Raw genomic sequence first — 26,919 nt, 5'->3', positions numbered from 1 at the left:
GCAATCGAGTGTCCTGGCTCGTGTAATGCCCTGGGAGTTCTTGTCAATACTGCAAGCCCAGTGCAATGCCGCCCAGGAAATAGCAGAAGCCGGTAATCAGAGCGATTCCGACAAGGTTGAGAACCAGGCCGCCCCGAGCCATCTGGGCGATGGTGACTGCCCCCGTGCCGAACACGATGGCATTGGGTGGTGTTCCAACCGGCAGCATGAAGGCACAGGTGGCTGCGAATGCGGCCGGAATGAGCAGACTCATCGGGTCTGCGCCGATGCCTACAGCCACACCACCCAGCACGGGAATGAAGGTCGCCGCCGTGGCCGTGTTGCTGGTCACCTCTGTCAGGAAGAGAATGATGCCGACGACGGAGGCAATCAGCAGGACGGCCGGTAATACGCCGAGCCCCGTGACCTGAGAGCCGATCCAGCTGTCCAGTCCGCTGGCCGCCACGGCACTGGCCAGGCTGAGACCACCACCGAACAGCAGCAGAACACCCCAGGGCAGGCCTTCCTCGGCGTCCTTCCAGTTGAGTACCATTTCGCGGCGCCCCCGGCCTGGCAGAATGAACATGGCGATACCGGCGAAGATCGCGATGGCCGTGTCGTTCATCTGGCCAAACCAGCCAAGATTGACACCGGGGATGCTGACCAGAAGGCCGGGCACCACCCAGAGGAATGCCGCTGAACCGAACACGCACATCACCATCTTTTCACCTTGGCTGACAGAACCGAGCTTGTCGATTTCATCATCGATCATCTGGCGGCCACCGGGTATCTCGGTCAGCTTGAAGGGGTAGAGCACTCGCGTCATCAATACCCAGCCGATGAGTATGAAGACCAGAGCCAGCGGCATGCCCAGCATCATCCATTCGAGGAAGCCGATATCGCGGCCAAGCTCATCAGCGGCATAGCCCGCCACGATGGCATTCGGCGGACTACCGAGCAGAGTACCCAGCCCACCCATGGAGGCCGACCAGGCGATGGCCAAAACCAGGCAGATACCGAAACGCCTGATATTGTCATCGTGTACAACCGCGACATGCCCGGGGGCGTGCTGGGGCTGTCCGGCTTCGCTGTTTCCGGCACGCTCGGAGACCAGGGCCAGGACTGACAGGCCGATCGGCAACATCATCAGCGTGGTAGCGGTATTGGATACCCACATGGACAGAAAACCCGTTGCGAGCATCAATCCCAATACGATGCGCGTGGGTTCGATGCCGACTTTGCGCAAGGTAAGCAGCGCGACTCGTCGGTGCAGATTCCATTTCTCCATGGCGATGGCTATCAGAAAGCCGCCGAGAAAGAGAAAGACAATGGAGCTGGCATAAGGGGCCGTCGTTTCATTGACGCTGCGATCTGTCAACATGGGAATCAGGACGATAGGCAGCAGGGAGGTTGCCGACAGCGGAATTGCTTCGGTCATCCACCAGATGGCCATGAGGGTGGCAATCGATGCAACCCAGCGAGCATCAGAGGGCAGGGCTTCGGAACTGCCGAGCATGAGCCAGACGAAAAACGCGGCGAGAAGGCCGCCGATTCGCAGACCCCAGATCATCCCTGCGGAGCGCAGATGTGTATCCAGATCATCGTCTTGTGGCCCGGAATTCCCTTGGTTACCGTGATTACCTGCCATGGTGTATTGCTCTGCATTGGAAAAGCGGAATGGTAGGGCAAATGGCTGCGCAAGAGTAAGTCCTGGATGATGAGAAGACAGATAGCCTGAATCGATTGTTATCAAGTCATGCCGGCAACCCGTCGAATATCCTTGATACTTCCGCAATACGATGGGTCTTCGCTACCGCAGTCAGCCTATAGTGATACGCAGACAGTGCAATGGGAACATCGATGAAGACGAGAAGCGAAGTATTCTGCCTGATGGGGTGCTGCCTGGGTGCCGCTGTAGTGACGGCTTCCGTCAATGCCGCTCAATTCGAGGAACTGACTGAGTATTTCAGGCAGGCCAACGTGGTTGCCGGTCCCGAGCTGGTCGAATGCACCTTGTCCGGTGGTAGTCGAACCAGCTGCTTCCGAATAACGGTCACACCGAGCCCTGCCACCTATACGCCGGGTCCCTGGTGTCCAGATACCATTGCCGATTCTGCCGAGAACGGTGGTATCTGGCTGGAAAACGGCGAGGTACACGATGTCTCCGGTGCGTTCATCGAAGACATGGCCAACTTCTACTCCGATAACGACTGGCAGCTGTTCGATGAAGACACTGGCGCAGTCTTCGTCACGGATACGCTGGAGAAATGCGCCGGCGCTGCCCAGCCCGAGGTGGACCCTGAATTCCGGCAGCAGTGTGTGGAGTGCCAGATGGCCTACCTGGATGAAGACGCCACTGTCACCTACACCATTCCTCTGGAACCGGTCGCTGTTGAGCAACCACTGGATACCCGCGATGTCGGGTCAGGGCTTGCATTCAATGGTATTCGTCTGGATGCGCCAGCACCGGTTGCCGACATTCTGGGCAATTACACACTGGCCCCGTTCGATGACTGTGGCGGACATGTCAATCTGCATGTCGGGTACCATTATCACGCGGCCACCGATTGTCTGGATGACACGGCCAGCAAGACAGAGCACGGCAGTGTGGTGGGTGTTGCGATGGATGGCTACCTGATTCATGCGCGCTTGTTGAACGATGGATCATTGCCTGCAGATCTGGATCAGTGTGGTGGGCATGAAACGGATGAGCTCTCTTATCATTATCACGCGGGTGAGCAGGGTTCGAATGCCATCCTGAGTTGCCTCAAGGCCGAATACGGTTGCGTGTCCGAAGAACCTGGCGTGGAGTGCGATGCGTCCGTATCCAGGCGGCCGGGTGGTGGCGGTGATGGTCGGCCGGATTTCGCAGCGGCTGCACAGAGACTGGGTGTCAGTGAAGACGAGCTCATGCGTGCTCTGGGTGCACCACCTCCGGACTTCGACCAGGCAGCCGGCACACTGGGTGTTACCGTCGACGCATTGCAGGAAGCGATGGGGCGCCCCTGAGTCGCCGTGCCGATTGTCGCCGCGGTGCTCAGCTCACCGACGGCAGCTGGCGTTTGAAGAATTGCCAGATCATTCGTGAGGTATCGGGGCCGGCGGCATCACTGAATCGCTGCTTGTCATCGCCACCACTCCAGCAGTGGCCCAGTTCGCTGATCTCGTTCAGGCTGACGACGACCTTCCTGCCAACGCGAAAATCAGTGATGGTGCTGGCGTAGCGTTTGCCACGTTGCACGGTACGAGGCTTGCCTTCTCTGGCACCGAGAGTACTTGCCCACAAGCTGGCTGCGTTGTGGGCGTTCTTGACGTTGACTACTCGATCCTTCCTGCCATGTATCACCAGAAGCGGTGGCCATTGTTGCGGACCACCACTGGTGGAGGAACGGGGCAGGCCACCCATGGCCACCACGGCGGAGGCCGCCGAGTGTGCACTGCCGGGTGGTACACCGGAGTGCATGGCAACCGCTTGAAAGCGATCAGGGTGTCGGGAGGCGAGCAGGGCCGCCATGCTGGCGCCTGCTGAAAATCCGGCAACGGCCACCGCCTTGCGATCAACCGGATAGAACAGGCAGACCTGATTGATCGCGGCCATCAGCGTCGATGCCTCGGCATTCGCCTGGCCGCTCTTGGTGTCGTACCAGTTCCAGCAGCCTTGTGGATTGAAGCGCAGATCCTGTTCCGGATAAAGCACGAGTGCCCGCGCACGCGCGGCAACGGCATTCATGCGTGTACTGCTGGCGAAATTGCGCGCGTTCTGGCTGCAACCGTGCAACATCACCAGCAGTGGCAATCGCTCGCCGATGGAGACGCCATGGGGACGAAAGAGATGGTAACGCCGCATGCCGCCGGCGCCGATGGCATGACCCTTGATCCAGGTTCCCGCACCTGGCGGGGGTTTCGATTTCGCCGCCGCGGTCTTGTTCGCCTGCTTGATCGCCTGTGTTCCGGCCTTCATGGACAGTTGCGTCATCGTCCTCATCAGGCGCAGCGTGGCAGCGCCGGGATCTGCCTTGGCTCGTCGACGGCTCATTGACGGAATTCACCGTTGCGTGACGTGTAGCAGGTATGCATCAGCAAACCCCGGGCAATGCCTGTACAACTGCGAACGTACCGTTGTGAAACATCATCGTGATGATCTCCTGAAACTGGTCAGTGGTTTTCCTGTACGTTGGTTGACAATCATCCGGCAGCCAGTGCAGGGCAGGATCAGCAGTACTGGCAAAAAAGGCGAAGGCGACATGGTAGTCCAGCGGCAGACGCAGAAAACGATGTTGAAGAAAGAACTGTTTGTCCATCCAGCGGGGTATGCAGCCTTGCTGCCACAGGATGTAACCCTTGAGTCAGCAGATTGCTCGACGCGGAAACCACGAATCGAGCCATCTCGTCTCAATTGGAGTCGATCATGAAAGTCGGCGTGGTGGGAACCGGTATGGTCGGCAGTACAGCGGCCTATGCAATCGCCGCCTCGGGTGTGGTGTCTTCACTGGTATTGATCGATCACGACTCGGAGCTGGCCAGAGCGCAGGCCGCCGATATCGCTGACGCGGTACCCTTCATCGGGGCTGTTTCGGTTCAGGATGGCGATTATGCCGATCTGAATGGAGCTGCCATCGTGGTGGTCGCGGCGGGTGTGGCTCAGCGTCCCGGGGAGTCACGTCTGGAACTGTTGGGTCGAAACGCCGGTATATTCGCCGATGTCATCGCCGAAGTGCTGGCGTTTGCGCCCGATGCCATTCTGCTGGTGGCAACGAACCCGGTTGACATCATGACGGCGGTAAGCACGAAGCTGTCAGGCATCGATCCAGCCAGGGTCATTGGCACAGGTACGATCCTGGATACTGCGCGCTTTCGCAAGAATCTGGGCAGACACCTTGGCGTCTCGCCGCAATCGGTGCATGCACATGTACTGGGTGAGCACGGTGACAGCGAGGTTCTGGTCTGGTCATCGGCCGAGTGTGGTGCGATGCCGTTGGACAGCTTTGCTCGGCAGCGTGGTTGCCCATTGACGGACACGCTGCGGTCAGAGGTCGACGAGAATGTCCGGCAGGCGGCGCAACGTATCATTGCCGGCAAGGGCGCAACCTGGTTCGGCGTCGCTGCCGGCCTGGCGCGGATCGTTCGTGTCATCGCACTGGACCAGCACGAGGTGCTGACGGTCTCCTGCATGACAACGGAGGTGGCGGGTGTCAGGAATGTCTGTCTGTCCTTGCCACGCATCATCGGTGCAGGAGGCGTGGAAGATACGCTCATGCCGGGAATGACGCGGGCCGAGCTTGAAGCCTTGTCGGCTTCCGCGCAGTTGATCAAGCAGACCACGGACGCATTGGGAGAGACATACTCGACATGAGCCCAGTCAATCCTGACCTGAATGTCATGTCACTGAACGCTAGTCGCCATGCGTGCCATGGGTCTGTCAGTTGTAACCGTTCCCAACTTGTAAGGGTGAACCATCTCACATATCGCTAACCTTCCACGGAAGGGCGGATCATACCGATCTGCCTACTCTGCATGACGCAATACGAGGGTACGAGCAATGACTGTCATCAAGAAAAATCTCATTCTGGCAAGCGCCATCAGCCTGGTCCTGGCCGGCTGTGGTGGCGCAACTTCCGAGCCCGAGGTTACCGACACGGAGGCCAGTGTGTCTCTGCAGGAATCTGCCACAGAGGCGTCAGACGTTGTTGAAGCCTCTACGGCTGATGCAACGGAAGCCGTCGAGGAGACAGCCGCTGAGGCAGGTTCCGTTCTGGAACAGGCAGCCGATTCTTCTGCAGCGGCCATTGATTCAGCGACCGATACGGTCACTGACGCTGCCAGCTCAGGCTGGAACGACTTGCAGAACAACTGGCAGGATTCCATTGCCAGCATCAAGGATCGTTGGGCAGATCTGTCCGAGGAAGAGTTGATGAGCGTCAATGGTGATCGAGAGGCCCTGGTGACTCTGGTGCAGGACAAGTATGGTCTTGATCGCGCGACGGCTGAAAGCGAGGTGAACGACTGGGCGTCAAGCCTCTGAGGTCACTGACCGAACTGGCGGCTTGTTGAAGTGTCGAGCGCTGCCAGAGCAGCGAGGGGGTTTGCCCCTCGTTGCTGTCAGTTGATCCTGTACCGACTGCCGATGTAGTCAGCCGGTGGAAGCGTTTGGCATGGTTCTGGAATAACAGTGCCGTTGCCCGCTACCCACCAAGATCATCCTATGACAAGTGCCGATATGCCCAGAAAACCCGAACAGCACTTGTTTCTTTTCGGGCCTCCCCGCTCGGGAACCACCGCGTTGGCGCATGTCGTCAATGCTCATCGCAGCATTGGTCTTGGTTCGGAGCGGTTCAAGTACATCATGAACCACAAGCATTTCGATCAGTTCAATCCCGAACTGTTCGAAGAGGAGAAGTTCTTCGACTTTTCGGACGGGCACACCAATAGAACGCCCGAACGCAATGCCGGCATGAAGCGCTATTACGCGGACCTGCAGAGCCGTTATGCGAACCTGAAGTATATCGGTGACAAGATGCCGGGTGGTTTTCGTGTTGCCAGGGAAATTCATCAGAAGTTCCCGAACACCAAATGCATATTCATCATTCGAGACATCTTCGAAACGGCCTGCTCCTGGCAAGCGCGAGCGGAAGACGAAAGTGACAATTGGCCTTCCACACGTACGGCAACGGTGGCCGTGAAACCCTGGAATGCCTGCCTCAGCTATTTCCTGGACCTGCAGCAGAAGTATCCAGACGATTTTCATATGGTGAGCTACCGCGATTTCTTCGATGGCGAGCCCACCGACTACGCCGCTCTGGATGAGTTGTGCCGATTTCTCGATGTATCTGCCGATTCAGTCATGCAGGAGTATTTCAGCGCGGCCCGAGTCAAGTACCGCAACAAGATCAAGACCAAGGAACGCAAACTGGATGAGGCAGCAATGGCATTCATCGAGGAGCACGCCGATATCGCTGCCTTTCATCAGGCCATCGGCAAGGGTCGGCAGGAGGCCGATCGCAGGGCTGCCTGACAGGACTCGAGAGCCGGCTACCGCCGCACTCGCTTGCCCGGTAATACGGCAGGTGCCCGGTTGACCTGCCGCTGCGCATACCCGGTTTTTCAGGGATAACGACGCTGCCCGGTTTGCTGGTATCGTGAATCCATCGATTCACTGCGATGTCATCAGCCAATGAGCGTTTGTCACTTACCGCCCACAGACTGTGTGCCGCCCCGGTATTGCTGCACGGGGCGGCAGTGGTGATCAGGGTCGGCGTCATTTCCGATACGCACGGTCTTCTGCGACCGGAAGCCCTGGACGCACTTCAAGGTGTTGAGCATATCATCCATGCCGGTGATATCGGCAAGGGCGACATCATCGAGGCTCTGTCGGCGATTGCACCGGTAACGGCGGTGCATGGCAATATCGACAAGGGCGAGATTCGCTCCCTGTATCCCCACGATGCCGTTTTGCCCATCGCCGGGCATCATGTCTATGTCCTGCACATTCTCGACGAACTGAAGATCGATCCGGCGGCTGCCGGGTTTCAGGTGGTGGTGTATGGCCACTCGCACAAGCCGGCGATGGAAAGAAAGGCCGATGTACTGTATCTGAACCCGGGCAGTGCAGGTCCTCGCAGGTTTTCCCTGCCGGTGACGTGTGCCGTGCTGTGCATCAGCGACGCCGGCGTGGATGCAGAGATTCTGCATCTGGCTGTTTGAGGCAAGGACCATTGGCAACGTCAACGTCAACGTCAACGTCAACGTCAATGGCAGACGGACTCGTCTATGCCAGGCTCGATGAACCGGGCTATACCCGTGTTCGACGTGGCAGAGGGTTCTCCTATCTCGGTCTCAGCGGCAAGCCTCTGAAGCGCCAGTCCCTGATCGATTACTGTCGCTCTCTGGTCATTCCACCGGCCTGGGAAGAGGTCTGGATATCCCCGATTCAGAACGCGCATGTTCTTGGCACCGGTCTTGATGAAGCGGGTCGGAAGCAGTACCTCTACCATCCGGAATGGTCACGAATTCGCAGCGCCAGAAAATTCGATGATCTGCTGTCGTTCGGAAAGTGTCTGCCGGCACTGCGCAAACAGCTTGAGCAGGACATGAAAGCGCCGAGATACTCCCGGAAACGTGTCATTGCAACCACTGTGCGACTCATCGACAAGACATTGGTGCGGGTGGGCAACGAGCAGTATGTGCGTAGTAACGGATCGCGCGGCGCGACCACGCTGACGCCAGGCGCAGCGACGGTTTCCGATGAACAGGTGATACTGAATTTCAAGGGCAAATCCGGTATTCGACATCATCTGGTGCTGGAGGATGAGGCTCTGGCTCGAAGTATTGCCTACTGCCAGGAATTACCCGGTCAACGACTGTTTCAGTACCTGGATGAAGAGGGTGAACGCTGTGATGTCGACTCGAGCGATGTCAACGATTACCTGCGGGAACATTGCGGGGAAGCATTCACGGCGAAGCACTTCCGGACCTGGGGCGCGAGCGCAGAAGCCTGCCAGTTTCTTGTTGACAACCCCGTCGAGAAGGCTGAAGGCAAGCAGCGCGAAACGGCCATGGTCAAGCGTGTGGCCGATATTCTGGGGAATACGGTTACGGTGTCACGCCAGTACTACATTCACCCGCTGTTGCTGGAAACTGCCCGGTCCTGCTGTTCGATCAAGGTGTCCGGACGCGCCTTGAGCGGGATGTCCCGATCCGAGAGCCGGCTCTTGCGACTACTGAAGCAGAAGAGCTGAATTGGAGAAGATCTGGCCTATGGCCAGGCGCTGGAAAAGGACCCCCCACTCATGGGCGGCCCTTCGAGTTCATCGGATGTCAGCCGGTTAGGCTTCAATCCAATCAGTAACCGCTACTCTTCCGGGCTGCCATCGGAGTTGCTGTTACCAACTGTCTCGACTGTCATCCGAGTAATTACTCTAGACATGATCACCTCCGGTTTCCGCTGATGGGAACCCGAACATACTACGAAATGCGCCGGTTTTGTCAGAATAGTTAACATGACTCACAGTCGTGAGACCTGGGTCGACAATGTCGAGCAGACAGTCCGTGTTACTTCACTGCCCTCTTCACTCGAGTCATCACCACAATCACGCCAAAGTTTGCAATCGAGAGTGCCACGGCCAGTCCCCACAACTGGAATCCAGTCGCCGCGCCCAGAGCACCGGTGACCCAGATCGATGCTGCCGACGCGGTGCCACGCACGTGGTCACTGTCCTTGATGATTGCGCCGCCACCGACAAAGCCGATACCTGACATCAGGCCTTGCAGGAGACGAATCATCACCTCATGCTCCTCGGTGCTCACCAGCGAAAGTCCGATGAGAACATAGGCGCAAGAGCCCAGAGACACGAGCGAGAAGGTGCGCAAGCCCATGCTGGGTCCTTCGTGCTCTCTATCCCAGGCCACTGGCAATACGAGCACAACACTCGCTACCAGTTGCAGTATCATCATCAGTGTCGGGTGAATTTCGTCCATGTTCAATCAGGCATTCGCACTGGTGGAATCAGTCAGTCGCTCGGCGCACGAACACTGACATGCTCCTTGTTCATGACGCCTTCCAGCAGGCGTCCATCCAGCGGCTTGTCCTGACTGCCATGCAGAACAGAAATATCGCCGGTCGACTCCAGCACCACCGCATGGACCTCGGACAACTCTATTACATTGGCTTCACGCAGCTTTCCGCGAATGTCGTCAGCTGTCACACGGGTGCGTCTCATGGCGTCAGTCAACATGGTGTCGCCCACCATCAAGACAACGGGTTGATTGTCCACCAGCACCGAGGCATTGAAATGTACGCGAGCATGGGAAATCAGGCGCTGACTGAAGAGCAGAGCCGCTATGCCGATGGCACCATCAAGCAATGATGCCGAATCCGAGAGAAGGGTGGTTGCGGCAACGCTGCCGACCGCCACTGTTACGGCAAAGTCGAAGCTCGACATCTTGGACAGGCTGCGCAATCCGTTCGCTCGGATCAACAGAACGACAGCCACCAGAATGCCGGCAGCACTGAGGCTGATGTGCCAGAAGTCGCTCCAGCTTGTCGTCAACCATTCCATTACCGATGGCCATCCGAGCTGACGCGACAATGTCTGGGCATCATCTGCATCATGGACAGCAATGGCAAGGGCTTGTTTCTCGATGATTCTTTCATCGGGGGACAATACTCCGTGCCATGTTGCCCTTCTTGCCGGCTGCAATTCTTACGCGCATGCTGCAGGTGCCGACCAGTAAAGCCTGTCAGGAGTGACGTGTTCTCACTTGAGAACGTGAACCGCACAACTGGAATGACGAACCACCCAGGCGGCCGTGGAGCCCAGAAAATGGTCCTTGAAACCAGGACGGTGTGAGGCCACGATGATGCAGTCGGCAGCATGCTTCTCTGCGTATTCGTGAATGCTTCTGCCCGCGTGTCCGGTCACCACATCCGTGAAGACATCGGCAGCGGCACCCAGCTCTGTTTTCATGAGTGCCAGGGCTGCGGAATGTTGCTTTTCCCTGTAGTCCTCAGGCAGGTAAACGGCTGCGAATTGCGGTATGCCTTCGATGACGTGCAAGGCGGTCAGCTTGCCGTCCTTGTCTTGCAGGCGCCGCGCGATATCGATGGCGTTGCCAATATCGTGTTCATGATCAAGTGCAACGGGAATCAGGATATTCTTGTACATGACATGTCTCCGTATTCGTTCATACAGAATAGCGCCAGAGCACCTGAACAGATTGACGTATGTCAATGGGAACCGGAATTCGGCAGTGTCGGTTCCGTGCCTTGGGTGTCGGCCTGAGATGTCCTTCTTCCCGGATGTTTTCCCATCTTCATTGCACTGATCAGGAAAGAAACCATGACCTTGTTTGATCCCGACAATCATCAACGCAGCGATCGACACAAGAGGATATATGCCTACACCGAGGTGGCGTATACCACCGTGGATTTTCTGGCGGCACTGCTGTTCGTGATTGGCAGTATTCTCTTCTTCAGCCAGAGCACGACCGAGATCGGAACCTGGCTGTTTCTGATCGGTTCCATTCTCTTCGGCATGCGGCCCACGATAAAGCTGTTTCGCGAAATCGCGTATCTGCGTATCGGAGATCTGGAAGATGCCGCAAACCCGCCGTCCGTCGCGTGGGGGACGACTGCTCGTTCAGGCACTGACAAGCGCACCTGAATCGATAGCGGCTGACAGAATGGCGGCGGCAAGATCCATCGGCACACCTGCGGACCACTGCATGGCAGCTGGACGTGGGTGGGCACGGTGATTGTGCTAGCATGGCGAACTGGTATGGTAGTGTATGCCTGCTGGCTGCTACCAGAGTACCCTGAGAATCCGGTTGGCACGAATCGGCACCCGGAACGGCTGAGAGAGTGGAATCCATGAGAAGTCAGATAGACATAGTGACCGATGCCATCAACCTGGTGCGTCCTTCCATCGAGCTGTTGTTCCAGCGAACGAATCGGCAGGAACTCCACATTGTTGTCATGAATCCGCGTCTGAAGCCCTGGGAGGCGGAGTTCGAGGATGCCGTCCTGCATGAAGAGTCGCTGGGTCAGCCCGACCAATGGAGCCTGCCTTTCGATCAGATGGCCAGGCAGAAGGCCCGGCAAGCCTGGCGAGGTCAGAAAGCCAATATCAATGGCCAGCTTCTGCATCCGGCTTCGCTGCGTGAGGATGATCTGCTCTTCTTCGGCTCGTTCGTCTACGGGGACATTGTCGTTGCCTGCAGTGGCGTACAGCAATGGTATGACATGCTGATCAGTGGCTGGATTGCCGTGGCCATCGAGCAGCTGTACATTCACGAATACCAGACCATCAAGGCGGAGTCACCGGGGCAGCAGACCTTCGGTCCCGAACAGTCCGAATAGCGAACGATTGCAGAAAGACTGCATGGCAAGTCTGATTGCGGGTGCCAGACTTGTCGTGAAAGAACGGCGCTGAGTTCTACAGGAATTCTATTGGAAGAGCGCCGGCCAGCTCAGCGAATTCAGCGAACTCAGCGAACTCAGCGAACTCAGGCAGTGCAGTAGGTGTCGAGCAGGCTGATCATGTCATCGGCAAGGGCTTCGATCTGCTCGTCGGGCACATTGCGTGCGGCAAAGGCTCGCAGGCCGATGATCTGCGTCTGCAGCAGGCGCGCCAGGCGCGCGCAATCGACGTCGGCTCGCAGTTCTCCTGCGTCCTTGCCTTTTTCGAGAATCCTGCAAAGACCTTGCTCTACGGTAGCAAGCAGGGCTTCGACCTGAGTTCTCAAGTCCGCGTCCTCGTCATTGAGTTCCAGCAGGGTCTTGACCAGCATGCAGGCCTTCGATGGCACCCCTGCGCCTTTGTGACACGGTCTGGCGAAGGAGCGCAGATAGCCTTTCAGGCCTTCGATCGGACTTTGCGATCCACCCATCATTTGCTGCAGGTCACCACCTGAGCGCGCCGCATAGGCCTGCAGGGCTTCTGCAAACAGACCACTTTTGTTGCCAAAGGTGGCGTACAGGCTGCCTGGGCGCATATCCAGAGCACCTTCGATCTGCTTCATGGAAGATGCGTAATAGCCTCTGGTCCAGAAAAGCTCCACGGCGTTGTCCAGAGCAACCTGGCGATCAAAGCGAGCAGTACGGGCCATCGTGTGTTCTCGGGTGAAGGGCGGTCAGACCGTGTGAAAAATATTTTGAGTGATCGTTCAATTTTAGCTTGACTCGCTCCTTGAATGCAATTAGGATCGCTCCATAATTGAATGATCGTTCAATTAAAAGCTGCCGGGAGGCAGATGGCCAGTTCATGGCTGTCCGTTTTCCCGGTATCGATGACACAAGACATTCACCGACTCCAAACGACAAACTCAAGGAAACATACCCATGACCGACTTCGTCAGACATACCATCGAATCAGCGCCGGAAGCATCCAAACCACTGCTGGAAACGTCACTGAAGAACAATGGCCGCATTCCCGGCCTGCACGCTGTCATGGCCGACTCACCGAGTCTGCTGGCCAGCTACAACTTTGCTCATCAGCAATTCATGGCCACCAGCCTGAGCGATGAGGAAAAAACCGTTGTCTGGCAGACCGTGAATGTCGAGCAGGACTGCCACTATTGCGTGCCTGCGCACACCGGTATCGCAAAGATGATGAAGGTAGACGATGCCATTACCGATGCATTGCGCAACGAAACACCTCTGCCGAGCGCAAAGCTGGAGGCCCTGCGAGATTTCACGCTGCTGGTCATTCGCGACCGCGGTTTCGTGTCAGAAGCCGACACGCAGGCCTTCCTGGATGCGGGATTCACACGCACCAATATTCTGGAGGTGATTCTGGGTGCCGCTCAGAAGCTGATGTCCAACTACACCAACCACTTTGCGCAGACTTCTGTCGATCAGGTTTTCGAGAAATTTGCCTGGGAGAAGAAGTCGACTGCGGCTGCGTGATCGAGCAAGCGGGGTGGTGAATTTCTCCACCCCGCATCGTGCCCGGGCTGATGAGCTGCGGTAGACTCGGCGACCACCCGACACCACGAGAATCGAAGACCATGACTATCGACCGACAGCATACCGATGAACGCAGCAGCAAGATCGTCAAGCACAATGGTGTGGTCTATCTGACGGGGCAGGTAGGGGCCGGCGATACACTTGCCGAACAGGCGCATGACTGTCTGGGACGTGTTGATGCCTTGCTCAAGGAGGCCGGCTCGTCCCGCGAGCAGATGTTGCGGGCGACCGTCTGGCTATCCGACATGGCGTATTTTGCCGAATTCAACGAAATCTGGAATGCCTGGGTGCCTACCGGTCATGCGCCTGCCAGAGCCTGTGGCGAAGTGAAGCTTGCCAGGGAGATCCTCAAGGTAGAGATCATCGTGACTGCCGCTTGCGACTAGTCAGTCCAGCCTCGTTGGCATTCTCCTGGCGGCTTGCCGTGTCAATCAGGAATGCCAGCGTCCTTGAGGCTTTGAATGATCATGTTGCGAAATGCGTCGTTCCGGACGGGCAAGACTCGGTCATACCGAGATGCGCTTGCTTCGGGATGAATTGCCAGCAGTTTTTCGGCCGCGGCTCTAGCATCGTCGGGTCGATCAAGCGAGGTGTAGGCAGCGATGATCAGCAAGTAGGAGGAATCCCAATTCGAATTCAGGGCAATCGAGCGCAAGGCCAGTTCAAGGCTCTGTTCCGGTCGCGCGCACGCCAGATGCCCGAAGGCTGCAACCAGCAGGTGACTGAAAAAGCTGGGATCCTTGGGGCCAAGCAACATGGCTTGGTCCAGCAGTTGCAGTCCTGCCGATACATCATCGCCGAAAACCAGGGCGCTGCCTGCCATCGAATTGACAAACCCTGATCCGGCATTCAGATCCACCGCGCGCCGGACGGCGTCCAGACCGGTCAGATAGTCTTCACGCAACATGACAAGCGTGAAACCACCCAACACCACGGCTTGTGCATCATCGCTGCCGACAGCCAGCGCACGACGAGCCAGCGAAACAGCCACTCCCGCATCGTCCTCGCCGTATCTTTCCCACGGGCGGGTTATCCGCTGAACCAGCCCCCAACCGGCATGCGCCAGTGCTGGTGCGTACTCCGGGTCCAGTTCGATCGCTCGCATGAGGAAATCGAGCGCCTTCAGGTTGTTCTCCGGATGAACGAGATAGAGGTGTGGAAGCGCCTGAAGAAACAGATCATAAGCGCCCATGTTCTCGGGGTGCTTGCTTCTGGCCCGTTCAATCTCTGCCTTGCGCAAGGTGGGTTCGATGGCAGCAACGACGCTGGCAGTGATCTGATCCTGAAGGTCGAAGACATCCTCGAGACGGCCATCGAACTTGTCCGCCCAGAGGTGGTTGCCCGTCTCCGAGTTGATGAGCTGACCAGTGATGCGCACCCGTTCGCCCGAGCGGCGCACACTGCCTTCCAGCACATAGCGCACTCCAAGTTCGCGCCCCACCTGCTTTATATCGACAGATCGGTCCTTGTAGACGAAACTGGAATTGCGGGCAATCACGAAAAGCTGTTCGAATCTCGATAGCGCAGTGATGATGTCCTCGGCCATGCCGTCGACAAAATATTCCTGTTCGGCATCACCCGACATGTTGGTGAAGGGCAGAACAGCGATGGACGGTTTATCCTGTAACGCAGGCTTTACCGGCTCGCCCTGCTGGCGGCTGAGTGGCCTGCCCACAGAGCCAACGTTCAACGCATAGACTTTCAGAGGCTCGGCTATGTTCTTCAAGGCCTGCTCACCCATGTCCCTGACCGACAGATCCAGTCGCGAGCGAACCTGCCGATAGGCGTCCTCGGAGATGCAGATCGCGCCGGGTTCGGCGATACCTTCAAGACGTGCTGCAATGTTGACACCATCGCCCATCAGGTCGCCATCGTCTTCTTCGACCACGTCGCCAAGGTGAATGCCGATGCGAAATTCGATACGCTGTTCGACTGGCACGCCGGTATTGCGCTCAGCCATGATGTCCTGAATTTCAATGGCGCAGCGTACGGCCAGAACGACGCTGCGAAATTCGACCAGCGCCCCGTCGCCAGTCCACTTCACCACCCGACCACTGTTGATGGCAATGGTCGGGTCGATAACGTCGCTGCGCAGATTACGCAAACGCGCCAGCATGCCGTCTTCGTCAGCGCCCGTGAGGCGGCTGAAGCCGACGATATCGGCAACCAGTATGGCTGCCAGTTTTCTGTTCTCTGTCATCTGCAGGCTGCTCGTTGACGAAACGAGACTATCATCCAGGCAGATAATTGCACAGAACGCAGCTGTTCTTGCTACTGCTCCCCTTTCATTATCTTCCAGAACTCTGCCCGGTCGTTTGTTCTGGGATATGGCCCATCAGGAATCGGCACGTCCAGAAATCGGCACAATGGCTCCCAACCGTCCCGGGCTTCGAACACCAGAAGTTGTTCCGAGGGGATAGACGCTTTCACCGCGTCCACATGCGCGGCGAACGCTTTCTCCAGTTCCGCGACGTCCAGGCCCGGTGGTATGCCATTCTGAACCAGGACTTCTGTCACCATATTGAGCCAGTCATGCTGTTCTTCGGGAGCCTGGCTGATGTCCGATAGAGCCATGTAGATGGTGTTCGAAAAACTCTCGGCCCAGCTCTCCGGACTGCGATAACCCAGAATGAACCTGGCTTCCGGGTAGGTTGCATGCAGTTCGCTGTAGAAGCGTGCCGTAGGCCAGTCAACTGCGCTGTGATAACCCTCGTAGATTTTTTCCCAGTCGGGTTGTCCCGCGACAGCTGCCTGCCATAGAGGCAATTGGGAGGGCATGTTCTGCAGAACTTCTATCATGTGGTAACAAGGCCCGAACCCCAATTGCTCCAGGGCAATCTTCAGCGACATCGTACCTGTCCGGCCAATACCAGCTCCAACGACTTTCAAAGCCATGTTCCAACTCCCTTGTTGGCCATGCAGCAGTGCCACGGCGTCAGACTTCTTCGCTACATATATAAGACGCACACCGATGGTGTCAAATCAAAGATTTCAATCATCCGAAAGATGTGGACATTACCTTCCACCAGGGGGAGGGCCGGCAATGCCTGGTTCAGGAAGCAGGTCTGACGTGTCTCCACACACAGGATCATCCCTGACGACCGCGCAAGGCAAGGCTTGCTGACGAGCCAACCAGCAATCCCAGAGCAATGGTGCAGATCACGGTTGCGACTTCAAGGCCGGTTTCAATGGCGCGAGAGGGGTCGGAGACAAGGGTGGTGACGCCGATGAGCCCGAGGCTTCCGGGAACCAGTAGCCAGAACGCTGGCAGGAACAGCACAAGACTTGCAGTTTGTGGACGTATCCTTTCGACGAGGGCTGCGCTGAGGCTCGCTGCAAGAGCGCCGAAAAAACCGCCAATGGCAGCGGACCCCAGTGCGTGTCCACCCATCTGGGCTCCGAAGGCTGCCAGCAATACCAGCAATACCCAGGGCGCCAGAGACAGCTCGACACTTTCCATCAGACAGATGCCCAGCGCGATCAGCAACAGTCCAATCGGTGCTGCCCACCAGCCGATCGTGTCGACTCGCACGTTGCTCAGCATGTCTACCGGTACATGCAACACAGTGGTCGCCGCGATCAGTCCTACAGCGAACAGGCCCAGTTGCACGAAACCGTAGCTCAAGCGTGAGCTGCCGGCCTGCATGTGGCCAGCGGCGAGTTCCGACATGCCTGTCACGATCAATGCACCCGGCAACAGGGGTGCCAGTGGCGGTAACAGAGTACGCAGTGGACCTTCAATCCAGCCGGCGCCGGCCGCACCGAACACGATGGTGGTGATCACGAATGCGGCGACGACAGGCAGCAGGTTCGACAGAACCCTGGCCCGCCTTGCGATGGCCATCAGGGTATAGACCACGACCGAACAGACCACGACGATGACCGCGTTGCCCCAGCCGGGTTGCAGGATGAGCGTGATCCCCAGACACATCATGACCCAGGCCAGGCGGACCAGCCACTGGGGGTAACGGGTAGCTCGGGCTCGCAACGTCGACAATTGTTCCAGGGCAATGTCGGGTTGCAGTTCGCCCCTGTGCAGTTGGTGGCGAATGCGGCGTACCTCACTGGCCTGATCCAACCGGACCGCTGCGCTCACCGATTCGTAGGTTGCAGGGTCACCACTACGCAGCGACAGGATCAGTCCGGTCGGGGAGGCGGCCACTTGAATGTTCGGGTACCCCAGCTGCGCAGCGACCTCGATGAGCTCTGCTTCTATCTCGTGGACCGCCTGGCTCGTGGCGATCATCGCAGCGCCCAGTTGAGCCAGCAGGATGCGCACGGTTGCATCATGGTCGTCTCGCTTGTCGGAATCGTCTATCGCGTTCACGGGCAATCTACAGAAGGTTTTGACCATTGTAGACGTTCGATGCACCGAACAAAGGCGCGACCTCGACCTGCGAGCTCAGCTGATGAGGCCGGAGACGAATCCGTTCATCCGGCTTTCTCTTCTCGAGTGAGAGCTGCTCGGCGCGGAGTGCCTCCGCTTGATCGGCGCGTATCAGGGCCAGTGAAATGGCGGCACCGAGTGAAACGAAAGCGATTATTCAGGCAGAGCTGTCAATTTGCTTCGATCGTTCAGCTGCATGCCGAATCCGGGTTCCGCGGACAACGTCAGTCTGCCATCCTGCGGTACGTCCTCGCCGTCGAACAGGTCGCCGAACACGGGTTGTATTGAGCGTCCATCTGCACTGGATGCCACATACTCGCAAAGGGCGGAGCCCGTCTGGCTGGCAATGAAGTGGTAGGAATAAGGTCCGCTGCCGTGTGGAATGACCGGAATATCCAGCGTGCTGGCATGGGCCGCTATACGCAAGGTTTCCGTCAGCCCGCCTACCCACATGACATCGGGTTGAAGCACATCGATCAGACGTTCCTCGATCAATGGTCTGAACCCGTAGCGCGTGTATTCATGCTCTCCAGTGGTCCATTTGGCAGCAGGGTGTGCCTGTCGGATGCGGCGATAACCTTCGACATCCTCTGGCGAGAGCACCTCCTCCCACCAGTAGATGTCCAGCGCCTTGCAGGCTTCAGCCAGTTCGATGGCATAACTGACGGTCAAGGACATGTAACAGTCGACCATCAACGGATAACCCGGGCCCACGCGATCGCGATGCTTCTGCAGAAACGCGACGTTGTTCTCGAGCCCTGCATCGCGATCCGCGGGGCCGTGAGGCAGGGGTACCTTCGCCCCCCAGAACCCCAGTTCCTTGATGGCTGACGGTTGCGGCCCCGTGCAATAGAAGTCGATGGTATCGCGTGCCAATCCGCCAATCAGGTGATAGACCGGCTCCTGTCTGATCTTGCCCAGCAGATCCCATAGAGCAAGATCGACAGCACTGATTGCCATGATGGTGATGCCCTTGCGTCCGTACGGGAGGGATGCGCGATACATCTGGTCCCACATGCGGTTGATGTTGCGGGCGTCCTGGTTCACCAGAAAACGGCTGAGATGATGCTGGATGAGCCAGGCAGCCGGTACACCACCGGTTCCCGTTGCCACACCGACTGTGCCGTCTTCGCTTTCGATCTCGACGACGATGGAGCCCAGGACGCCGATTCCCCACGAAGTCCTGCGAGCCTTGTAGTCGTCGTAGGCTGACATCGGGTTGGAAATCAGGCTGTCTACCAGCCAGTGCTCGCCGGCTCCCTGATTGAAGTAGTCACCACCCTTGCTCTCTCTGGATACCATCCAGACGCGAATGTCCTTGATACGGAATGAACGGTTCACGACCACAGGCACTCGTCTGTGAATGGCATCTGTGTGTTGCTCTGAAATGCGATTTGTTCAGTCATCGAGTGTCCCCGGTAGTTCGTCCATAGCGCTGATGGTGGTATCCCGCACGTGGATGAGATGCTGTCTGTAAGCCTGCACGGCCTGTTCGGCGTCGCCAGCAGCGATGGCGTCTGCAACATCACAATGTTGTTGAATGGAGGTGGCGATGACGCCAGCCTTGGTGCTCGCCACTCGTCGAGCATCGATGGCCACGTTGTACAAGCCTTCCGACAAAGTGGCGAGAATCGTATTGTTGGCACCGGCGTTGATGGCCTGGTGATATTCGGCATCAAGGAGACGGAATCCCACGGGGTCATCAGAAAATGCATGACCGTCTCTGGCCAGTTCCAGTATTCGTTCCCGTTGCTCCTTGCTGGCACGCTCGGTACAGAATCTCACCAATTCGAGTTCTATGACGGCACGTGCTTCGAACTGAACCTGCAGATCATGCTCGGCGACAGAGAGCATTACATTGAACGGCGTCACCAGTCGGCTGGGGGTCAGGTCTGTAATCACATACCGTCCCCCTTGTCGACTATTGAGCACACCAATCAGTGTCAGGGATTTCAGGGCCTCGCGCAGTGGTGGCCGGCTGATGCCGAACGCCAGACACATCTGCTGCTCAGTGGGCAGCTTGTCGCCGGATTTCAGGTTGCCCGACTTGATCATTGCCAGAATTCGACCGGACACCTGCTCTGCGATAGGGGCGCGAACCAGGGGTTCCCCCGAGAACAGATGGCTCAGGCTTTCCGTATTCTGGGCCTGAACCATGGCGGCAAATTCGGTGTCGATGGTTTTCGGATTCATGGTTTCGGCAGGCTTGGCATGTGGTTGTCTTCGGTTTGCAGAGGGCAAATGGGTCGATCGGGAAACAAGGTAATCCTCAGCGAGATGGTCAGCCGTGCTGGCAAGGCGTTCTCATTGAGGCTGGAGTCCCAGCCGGTAGAAGTCGTTGGCATTGTCGCGGTAGAACTTGCGACGATCGGTTTCTGGTACACCGGCCAGTGCAGCGTCGAGGGTATCGACCCATCGCGTCAGGCTGGTGGCCTGCAGGCAGATGGGCCAGTCTCCGGCAAACAGTGTTCTGTCGAAGCCGAAGGTCTCGAAGGTGGCATCGATATAGGGTCGAAGATCAGCATCGCTCCAGTGCTCGGTATCCGCACAGGCGGGCAGGTCTGACAGCTTGATCCAGATGTTCGGGTGTTCGGCCAGTGTGCGAATGTCCTGTCGATACTGCTCTATTGCTCCTTGTCTGATGCCGGGTTTGCCGCAATGATCCAGAATCATTCGCACATCGGGAATGTGTTGTACGAATTCGTGAATGATGTCCATCTGCGTGTAATTGACGTTGATTTCGAAATGCCAGCCGTATTGTTTCAGCAGATTGACACCGTCGATGAAGTCCCTGGACAGGGTCAGAGCCCTTGGATCGTTGTCGAACTCCATGATACGTCGAATGCCCTTCACCGCCGGGTGATTGGCTTGCATTGTTTCCAGCATGGGCTCGACACGGCTACCCCATTCAAGTGGTGCCATGGGCACGATACCCTTGATTCGAGGATCACGCCGGGCGCTCTCTTCCACGAATTCGATCTCTTCCAGGTATTGGCCACCGTTTTCATCGAAGTCGGCATAGCATTCCAGAAAGACCATTGCCTCGATGTCCAATGCCTCACAGTCGCGTTGATAATCTTCAATCAGCCAGCTTTTGCCGAATATCGGATGGCCTTCGAAAGCCGAATAGTTCAGGCGCTGCATGTCCCAGATGTGCAGATGTGTATCGATGATCGGAAAATCTGGCATCTCGTCGTTCCTCCGGAAAGTGTGCCACTCGATAGTGGATGACTCGGTTTCAGAGCCCGTTGTTCGTGAACGCGGGTCTGCCTTTGGCACCACTCATCAAGCCCTTGCAGGGACAGGCTGAAAATTTGTCAAACAAATATTTGTAAGACAAGTATACAATGACTCGCAGGTTGGATGTCTACCAAACTTCAGTCCGGGAGGGTCGTACACTTGACACGCTTGTTCGAACGTTGCCGCAAGGTCGGTGATACAACGCTGCAATTACCTGCTTTCGGCATGGGCACGGCCCATCTGGGGGAGTTGTATTCAACCGTTGAAGAGTCTGTTGCGCAGGAGGCCTTCGAGGCTGCCTGGCAGTCGGGAGTGCGTTACTACGACACGGCGCCCTGGTACGGTCGCGGCCTGGCGGAGCATCGAGTGGGCGGCTTCCTGCGTACCCGGGCGCGGCGAGACTTCCAGATAACCACCAAGGTGGGTAGAACACTGCACAGGCCGGCCAAGCCGGCCACGTTCGATCGTACCCCCTGGGCCGGCGGACTGAATTTCGATGTCAACTTCGACTATTCCTACGACGGCATCATGCGATCGTACGAACAGGCCTTGCAACGTCTTGCACTGGATACGGTTGACGCTCTGGTCATTCATGACCTGGACAGTCTCTTTCATGGTGAACAGGCACTGGCGGAGCATACTCAAGCATTGTCGGACAGTGGCATGAAAGCCCTGGAGGAGCTGAAGTCATCGGGAGATATCCAGGCGGTCGGGATGGGAATCAACAGGAAGGAACAACTGATGGATCTGGCGCAGAAGGTCGATCTGGATTTCGTGCTGGTCGCCATGCCGTACACACTGATCGATCAGGAAGCGCTGCATACCGGCATGAAGGCCTGTCTGGATCGCAACATCAGTGTCATCGTGGGTGCTCCCTTTGCCTCCGGCATTCTGGCAACCGGCTCGGCCGGGGCAGCTCATTATGCGTATGAGTCTGCCAGCAATGACATCATCGACAAGGTTCGTGGTATCGAGCGCATCTGTGCGGCGCACGGTATTTCCCTGCAGGCCGCGGCGCTGCAATTCCCGTTGGCTCATCCGGCGGTGTCTTCCATCATTCCGGGCGTCGCCAACGCTCGGGAGATGAATGCCAACATCTCATCCATGGATGTCTCCATACCGGCGCAATTCTGGTCGGACCTCAAGGCCGAAGCGCTGCTCGATGCCGATGCCCCCGTTCCGCCAGTGGACGAGCAGTCGTGATCGACAGTGGCTCGGTACTGCTGGAGGCTCGTGGCATCTCCAAGCAGTTCGGCGGAGTCGAGGTGCTCGGTGATATCGACCTCGACCTGTATACCGGCGAGATTCATGCGCTGCTGGGGGAAAACGGCGCGGGCAAGTCCACATTTGCAAAGATAATGGCGGGTGTTCATCAGCCGACGCGTGGCAGCTTGCACATGAATGGCCTGCCTGTGCATGTGAGCAGCCCCATTGCTGCGCAACGTCTGGGTATCTCGTTGATCCATCAGGAGCCCATATCGTTTCCGGACCTCTCGGTGGCCGAAAACATTGTCATGGGGCGACAGGGCGGCGGCCTGCTGGCAAGGGTGCCGTGGACGAGCATCATGAGCGATGCTCGGCGGTACATGGATATGCTCGAAGTGTCGATCGACGTCAGCACCCCCATGCGTGGACTGTCGATCGCCAGTCAACAGATGGTCGAAATTGCCCGGGCGCTCGCTTCTGACAGTCGTCTCATCATCATGGATGAGCCCACTGCACCGCTCACCCCGCGTGAAGTGGATACCCTGTTCAGGATTGCACGACGGCTCCGACAGGAGGGTCGTACCATTGTCTTCATCTCGCATCGACTGGAAGAGGTCAGGGCGCTGTGCGATCGATTCACCATCTTCCGTGATGGGGCTCGTATTGCCACTGATACTACCCAGAGCGTATCCGACGAAGACATCATCCGGCAGATGATTGGTCGAACACTCAAGAAATACCGGCGCAAACACACGGCGACCATCGGCGATACGGCACTCGAGGTATCGGGTCTCACTCTGCCGGGAGCCTTTCAGGATGTCAGCTTTACGCTGCGCAAGGGTGAAATCATCGGTCTGGGTGGTCTTGTCGGGGCCGGGCGTACCGACGTGGCTCGAGCCATCTTCGGTGTCACGCCTGCAGAATCGGGCAGTATCAAGGTTGCCGGTCGTGAGGTGAGCATTCGGCAACCCACCGATGCCATCGAACTCGGGCTGGCGTTCGTCCCGGAGGACAGGGCTGTAGACGGCATATTTGCAACCCTGTCCATCGAGAACAATCTGACCGCAGCAATCCCGCACAAGATTGCGCCAGGTGGCTTCATTCGTCGCGCGGATGAAAAGGCTCTGGCAGAACAGTCGGTCAAGGACCTTTCCATTCGATTGGCGTCCCTGAATCAACCCATTGTGGAGTTGTCCGGCGGGAATCAACAGAAGGTCATACTGGCTCGCTGGCTGTTGACCGAGCCGGATATCCTGGTGCTGGATGAACCGACACGAGGAATCGATATCGGCGTCAAGGCCGAGTTCTACGACATGATCGGGCAACTTGCCGAGGCTGGCAGAGCCATTCTGCTGATATCGTCAGAGCTTCCGGAGCTGCTGTCGCTGTGCGACAGGGTGCTGGTGATGTCCGAAGGCAGGCTCACTGCCGACATCGCCAGAGAGGATGCCACTCAGGAAAACATCATGCAGGCAGCCGTGCCGCGTGCCGGAGCTGTGGCATGACACAGCTGCGTTCGATTTTCATGCGACGTGAGGCCGGTATCGCGGTCATGATCGTCCTGTTCTGTGCGGCGGTGGGGCTGTACAAGCCGCAGTTCCTCACCGGACAGAGCCTGCGCATCGTGTTGTTGCTGACGCCACTGATCATGATAGGTGCCATGGCTCAGATGCTGGTTCTGGTTGCCCGTCACGTTGACTTGTCGATCGGTTCCATACTGGGTTTCTCGGCCATGGTCGTGGGGCTGATGTACCGGGAATATCCGGAGATTCCCTGGTTGATCGGATTTCCCGTTGCCATACTGACCGGGGCCGCGCTGGGCTTTTTCAATGGCTTCCTGGTTACCGTCTTCAGATTGCCATCGATCATCGTGACCCTGGGTACGCTGAGTCTGTTTCGCGGGTTGACATTCATCATTTCCGATGCCCGCCAGATCAATCGCTCCAATATCCCTTCCGAACTCAAGAGCATGTCACGCACCTCTCCCGTGTTCGACATCCCCTGGATCATTCTCATCGCCTTTGCCATCGCTCTGATGACCTATTTCATCGTTCGCCATACGCAGTTGGGACGACAGATCTATGCGCTGGGTTCCAACCCGAACGCCGCTCCATTACGGGGAATCGATGTGACCAGAGTCACGCTGATCGTATTCACGCTTTCCGGGGCCTTGAGCGGCCTTGCCGGTATTCTGTATGCCAGCCGCTGGGGTTTCGTCAACCCGTCGAATACGGGGGCTGGCTTTGAATTTCAGGTCATCGCAGCCGTCGTCATCGGCGGGGTATCCATCAATGGCGGTGTGGGAACGGTCATGGGCACTGTTCTGGGCGTGTTGCTGCTGGGATGCGTGGCAGCCGCATTGCCACTGCTGGGTATCCCCGGGTCCACGCAGAACGCCATCTATGGAGCCGTCATTCTGATCGCACTGCTGATAGACCGATCGGTGCGCAAACGGGGTGCCAATCAGGTCCCGGGCAGGATAACAACATGAGCGAGAGTATCGGGATGCCCCGTCGGGAACTGACAACGCCAAGGCCCAGGTGGCACGTATTGCTGGTTCGGCCGGAGTCGATGACCTTTCTGCTGCTGGTATTCGGTTTGATTGGTGCAAGCATCCTGTCTCCGTTCTTTCTGGATGTGAACTACATTCTGCGCAGCTTCACGCTGACAGCCGAGATGTCCATTGTTGCTCTGGTACTGACCATGGTTGTCATATCGGGTGAGATCGACTTGTCGCCAGCCGCCAATATGGCCTTGTCTGCCTGTCTGTTTGCCTGGGCAAATGATGCGGGTCTGGCTTTACCGCTTGCCGTCGTGCTTGGCTTGCTGGCCGGTCTGCTGATGGGGGCCATCAATGCCTTCATGTCCATTCGCCTGCAACTGCCGTCCATCATCGTCACCATTGGCACCTTGATCTTCTATCGGGGTATTGCCCAGATCATTGCGGGCGACAGTTCAATCCGTTTGCCGGAGAGCTTCATCGGTATCAATAACGTCATGCTGTTGGGTGTGCCGTTGCCAGTTGTCATCTTCGTCGTCGCTGCCATCATCCTCGGTCTGGTACTGGGCACCACCGTCATCGGTAGACAGATCTATCAGATAGGGACCAATCAGAAAGCAGCGCTGCACGCAGGTATCAATGCCAACAGAATCAAGACCGGCCTATTTCTGCTGCTTGGTGTGGTCAGTGCGGCAGCTGGCATCATGGCGGCCTCGCGGCTCGGCTCGGTTCGCTACGATCTGGTGTTGGGTGGTGAGCTGCAGATGGTGCTGATGGCCATGCTGGGAGGCACCTACATCTTTGGCGGACGAGGCACCATCCTCGGCACTTTTCTGGCGGCCTGGTTGCTGGTCATCGTCTCCACCGGCATGACGGTGGCCAATATGCTTCCGGCTATCCAGTTGACCGTACTGGGTGTGTTGCTGATTGTCGCCATCATTGCCACCAACTTCATTTACGCACGAACCCAGCGCTAGCCTCGACAAGCCGTTCCATTGCGCTGGAAGTCAGTCATACCAAAGGGGTCAACCCCGTTCAACACCACCGAAGGAGAGAGCCATGTTCAAGAAGTCGATCATTGCAGCAAGCACCGTTGTTGCATTGGCGTCAGCAAATGTCGCCATTGCTGACGATGTCGAAGTCGTATTTGTTGGCAAGAACACCGGAAACCCGTATTTTGATTCGTTGACGCAAGGGTTTGTGGATGCCTGTGAAGTCATAGCCTGCAACTTCACATTTGTCGCGCCGGCAACTGCCGAAGCCACCTCGCAGATCCCCTTTCTCGAGGCGCAGATCCAGCGTGGCGTGGATGTCATCGCCATTTCCCCGAATTCTCCCGATGCGTTGAACCAGGTGTTTGATGCAGCGCGGGAGAAAGGCATCATCGTCCTGACTGTCAATGGTGACATCACCGGCAATGAAGAGCATCGTGACGCCACGATACTGCCAACCGACTTCTCCAAGGTCGGTGCCGATCAGGTTGAAATGGTGGGTTCGCTGATCGACTATTCGGGTGAGGTGGCCATACTGTCGGCAACTACCGAAGCACCGGATCAGAACTTCTGGATAGAAGGCATGAAGGCGACCATCAGCGATGATCCCAAGTACGCGGACATGACACTGGTAGCAACGGTATACGGAGATGATCAGCCTGAGAAATCCACCACTGAAATGGAAGCGTTGCTGGCCAACTACCCGGATTTGCAAGGGGTCATCGCGCCCACCACGGTCGGTATCGCTGCGGCCGCTCAGGTCGTACAGAGTCGAGGCATCTCGGATACCGTCAAGGTCACAGGATTGGGCTTGCCATCAGAAATGCGAGATTTCATCGAGGACGGCACCGTCGAGGGCTTCCAGCTCTGGTCGCCGTACAACGAAGGATGGTTGGCCGCTCATTTCTCGGTAGGGTTGAAGGACGGTTCCATGAAGAACGAAGTGGGTGCAACCTTCGAAGTCCCGAATCTGGGCACCATCACCATCAATGAAAACAACTCCATCAACACACAATCCGCACTGACGACTTTCAACGCGGACAATATCGCTGACTTCGATTTCTGAACGCCGTGAATCGTGAGTTCCGACCCGACCGTCCCGGGTCATGCAGGTCTGATGACGCAATGAGCCATTGATGGAAAGTCATGGGCA

At 57.3% G+C, this 26,919-nt stretch carries 28 protein-coding genes; 15 read left to right on the top strand and 13 right to left on the bottom strand.

What is annotated here, in order from left to right:
• Positions 1–43: 43 nt before the first annotated feature.
• Complete coding sequence (locus ACUNV4_RS18280; RefSeq protein ID WP_430880037.1) at positions 44–1,627, bottom strand: SLC13 family permease; 1,584 nt, start codon at positions 1,625–1,627, stop codon at positions 44–46.
• A 212-nt stretch (positions 1,628–1,839) separates the two neighbouring features.
• Here ACUNV4_RS18280 and ACUNV4_RS18275 point away from each other — a divergent pair, with 212 nt between their 5' ends.
• Positions 1,840–2,988 carry a YHYH protein gene (locus ACUNV4_RS18275; RefSeq protein ID WP_430880036.1) on the top strand — a complete coding sequence of 383 codons (1,149 nt, stop codon included), beginning with the start codon at positions 1,840–1,842 and terminating at the stop codon, positions 2,986–2,988.
• 28 nt (positions 2,989–3,016) lie between these two features.
• Here the strand turns inward: ACUNV4_RS18275 and ACUNV4_RS18270 are convergent, their stop codons facing one another.
• Positions 3,017–4,015: an extracellular catalytic domain type 1 short-chain-length polyhydroxyalkanoate depolymerase gene (locus ACUNV4_RS18270; protein WP_430880035.1), complete on the bottom strand. Its 999-nt coding sequence runs from the start codon at positions 4,013–4,015 to the stop codon at positions 3,017–3,019.
• A gap of 40 nt (positions 4,016–4,055) precedes the next feature.
• Positions 4,056–4,280, bottom strand: a complete 225-nt coding sequence (locus ACUNV4_RS18265; protein WP_430880034.1) for a hypothetical protein — start codon at positions 4,278–4,280, stop codon at positions 4,056–4,058.
• Between the two features lie 107 nt (positions 4,281–4,387).
• On the opposite strand from ACUNV4_RS18265, the gene ACUNV4_RS18260 reads away from it, so the two are divergent.
• From ACUNV4_RS18260 to ACUNV4_RS18240, 5 genes are all read left to right on the top strand, one after another.
• Complete coding sequence (locus tag ACUNV4_RS18260; protein ID WP_430880033.1) at positions 4,388–5,332, top strand: L-lactate dehydrogenase; 945 nt, start codon at positions 4,388–4,390, stop codon at positions 5,330–5,332.
• Positions 5,333–5,518: 186 nt separating this feature from the next.
• The gene (locus ACUNV4_RS18255; protein WP_430880032.1) at positions 5,519–6,001 is read left to right on the top strand and encodes a hypothetical protein; all 483 of its coding nucleotides are present in this window, start codon (positions 5,519–5,521) and stop codon (positions 5,999–6,001) included.
• Between the two features lie 180 nt (positions 6,002–6,181).
• Positions 6,182–6,991: a sulfotransferase family protein gene (locus ACUNV4_RS18250; RefSeq protein WP_430880031.1), complete on the top strand. Its 810-nt coding sequence runs from the start codon at positions 6,182–6,184 to the stop codon at positions 6,989–6,991.
• Positions 6,992–7,137: 146 nt separating this feature from the next.
• Positions 7,138–7,680 carry a metallophosphoesterase family protein gene (locus ACUNV4_RS18245; RefSeq protein ID WP_430880030.1) on the top strand — a complete coding sequence of 181 codons (543 nt, stop codon included), beginning with the start codon at positions 7,138–7,140 and terminating at the stop codon, positions 7,678–7,680.
• Positions 7,681–7,727: 47 nt separating this feature from the next.
• Complete coding sequence (locus tag ACUNV4_RS18240) at positions 7,728–8,714, top strand: DNA topoisomerase IB (protein ID WP_430880029.1); 987 nt, start codon at positions 7,728–7,730, stop codon at positions 8,712–8,714.
• Positions 8,715–9,027: 313 nt separating this feature from the next.
• Here ACUNV4_RS18240 and ACUNV4_RS18235 read toward each other — a convergent pair whose 3' ends face one another.
• From ACUNV4_RS18235 to ACUNV4_RS18225, 3 genes are all read right to left on the bottom strand, one after another.
• Positions 9,028–9,453: an MgtC/SapB family protein gene (locus tag ACUNV4_RS18235; RefSeq protein WP_430880028.1), complete on the bottom strand. Its 426-nt coding sequence runs from the start codon at positions 9,451–9,453 to the stop codon at positions 9,028–9,030.
• Between the two features lie 32 nt (positions 9,454–9,485).
• Positions 9,486–10,139: a DUF421 domain-containing protein gene (locus tag ACUNV4_RS18230; RefSeq protein ID WP_430880027.1), complete on the bottom strand. Its 654-nt coding sequence runs from the start codon at positions 10,137–10,139 to the stop codon at positions 9,486–9,488.
• 93 nt (positions 10,140–10,232) lie between these two features.
• Complete coding sequence (locus ACUNV4_RS18225; protein ID WP_430880026.1) at positions 10,233–10,640, bottom strand: universal stress protein; 408 nt, start codon at positions 10,638–10,640, stop codon at positions 10,233–10,235.
• Positions 10,641–10,814: 174 nt separating this feature from the next.
• Between ACUNV4_RS18225 and ACUNV4_RS18220 the strand changes: the two genes are divergently transcribed.
• Both ACUNV4_RS18220 and ACUNV4_RS18215 read left to right on the top strand, forming a co-directional pair.
• On the top strand, positions 10,815–11,138 hold the full coding sequence (locus ACUNV4_RS18220; protein ID WP_430880025.1) for a YrhK family protein: 324 nt from the start codon (positions 10,815–10,817) through the stop codon (positions 11,136–11,138).
• 206 nt (positions 11,139–11,344) lie between these two features.
• On the top strand, positions 11,345–11,833 hold the full coding sequence (locus ACUNV4_RS18215; RefSeq protein ID WP_430880024.1) for a hypothetical protein: 489 nt from the start codon (positions 11,345–11,347) through the stop codon (positions 11,831–11,833).
• 146 nt (positions 11,834–11,979) lie between these two features.
• Here ACUNV4_RS18215 and ACUNV4_RS18210 read toward each other — a convergent pair whose 3' ends face one another.
• Entirely contained in the window at positions 11,980–12,582 is a 603-nt protein-coding gene (locus ACUNV4_RS18210; protein WP_430880023.1) for a TetR/AcrR family transcriptional regulator, read from the bottom strand.
• 232 nt (positions 12,583–12,814) lie between these two features.
• Here ACUNV4_RS18210 and ACUNV4_RS18205 point away from each other — a divergent pair, with 232 nt between their 5' ends.
• Both ACUNV4_RS18205 and ACUNV4_RS18200 read left to right on the top strand, forming a co-directional pair.
• Positions 12,815–13,381 carry a carboxymuconolactone decarboxylase family protein gene (locus ACUNV4_RS18205; protein ID WP_430880022.1) on the top strand — a complete coding sequence of 189 codons (567 nt, stop codon included), beginning with the start codon at positions 12,815–12,817 and terminating at the stop codon, positions 13,379–13,381.
• Positions 13,382–13,482: 101 nt separating this feature from the next.
• The gene (locus ACUNV4_RS18200) at positions 13,483–13,827 is read left to right on the top strand and encodes a RidA family protein (RefSeq protein WP_430880021.1); all 345 of its coding nucleotides are present in this window, start codon (positions 13,483–13,485) and stop codon (positions 13,825–13,827) included.
• 41 nt (positions 13,828–13,868) lie between these two features.
• Here the strand turns inward: ACUNV4_RS18200 and ACUNV4_RS18195 are convergent, their stop codons facing one another.
• The 6 genes from ACUNV4_RS18195 to ACUNV4_RS18170 all read right to left on the bottom strand — a co-directional run bounded on the left by ACUNV4_RS18195 (position 13,869) and on the right by ACUNV4_RS18170 (position 21,017).
• Positions 13,869–15,641: an adenylate/guanylate cyclase domain-containing protein gene (locus ACUNV4_RS18195; RefSeq protein WP_430880020.1), complete on the bottom strand. Its 1,773-nt coding sequence runs from the start codon at positions 15,639–15,641 to the stop codon at positions 13,869–13,871.
• Between the two features lie 71 nt (positions 15,642–15,712).
• Positions 15,713–16,336 (bottom strand): sulfotransferase family protein, encoded by a 624-nt coding sequence (locus ACUNV4_RS18190; RefSeq protein WP_430880019.1) that lies wholly within the window; start codon positions 16,334–16,336, stop codon positions 15,713–15,715.
• Positions 16,337–16,529: 193 nt separating this feature from the next.
• Positions 16,530–17,768 (bottom strand): threonine/serine exporter family protein, encoded by a 1,239-nt coding sequence (locus ACUNV4_RS18185; protein WP_430880018.1) that lies wholly within the window; start codon positions 17,766–17,768, stop codon positions 16,530–16,532.
• 213 nt (positions 17,769–17,981) lie between these two features.
• The gene (gene rhmD / locus ACUNV4_RS18180) at positions 17,982–19,169 is read right to left on the bottom strand and encodes an L-rhamnonate dehydratase (RefSeq protein WP_430880017.1); all 1,188 of its coding nucleotides are present in this window, start codon (positions 19,167–19,169) and stop codon (positions 17,982–17,984) included.
• Positions 19,170–19,226: 57 nt separating this feature from the next.
• Entirely contained in the window at positions 19,227–20,021 is a 795-nt protein-coding gene (locus tag ACUNV4_RS18175) for a FadR/GntR family transcriptional regulator (RefSeq protein ID WP_430880016.1), read from the bottom strand.
• Between the two features lie 111 nt (positions 20,022–20,132).
• On the bottom strand, positions 20,133–21,017 hold the full coding sequence (locus tag ACUNV4_RS18170; protein WP_430880015.1) for an amidohydrolase family protein: 885 nt from the start codon (positions 21,015–21,017) through the stop codon (positions 20,133–20,135).
• Positions 21,018–21,227: 210 nt separating this feature from the next.
• Between ACUNV4_RS18170 and ACUNV4_RS18165 the strand changes: the two genes are divergently transcribed.
• The 5 genes from ACUNV4_RS18165 (at position 21,228) to ACUNV4_RS18145 (ending at position 26,832) form a co-directional block, all read left to right on the top strand.
• Positions 21,228–22,271: an aldo/keto reductase gene (locus ACUNV4_RS18165; protein WP_430880014.1), complete on the top strand. Its 1,044-nt coding sequence runs from the start codon at positions 21,228–21,230 to the stop codon at positions 22,269–22,271.
• Positions 22,268–23,779, top strand: a complete 1,512-nt coding sequence (locus tag ACUNV4_RS18160) for a sugar ABC transporter ATP-binding protein (RefSeq protein WP_430880013.1) — start codon at positions 22,268–22,270, stop codon at positions 23,777–23,779. The genes ACUNV4_RS18165 and ACUNV4_RS18160 overlap by 4 nt, the downstream gene beginning before the upstream one ends.
• Entirely contained in the window at positions 23,776–24,765 is a 990-nt protein-coding gene (locus tag ACUNV4_RS18155; protein ID WP_430880012.1) for an ABC transporter permease, read from the top strand. The genes ACUNV4_RS18160 and ACUNV4_RS18155 overlap by 4 nt, the downstream gene beginning before the upstream one ends.
• Positions 24,762–25,751, top strand: coding sequence for an ABC transporter permease (locus ACUNV4_RS18150; protein ID WP_430880011.1), 990 nt, complete (start codon positions 24,762–24,764; stop codon positions 25,749–25,751). Before ACUNV4_RS18155 ends, ACUNV4_RS18150 begins: the two co-directional genes overlap by 4 nt.
• Before the next feature lie 82 nt (positions 25,752–25,833).
• The gene (locus ACUNV4_RS18145; RefSeq protein ID WP_430880010.1) at positions 25,834–26,832 is read left to right on the top strand and encodes a substrate-binding domain-containing protein; all 999 of its coding nucleotides are present in this window, start codon (positions 25,834–25,836) and stop codon (positions 26,830–26,832) included.
• Positions 26,833–26,919: the final 87 nt, after the last annotated feature.

This window comes from Granulosicoccus sp. 3-233 (assembly GCF_052681095.1).
This window is presented reverse-complemented; position numbering and strand designations above follow the sequence as displayed.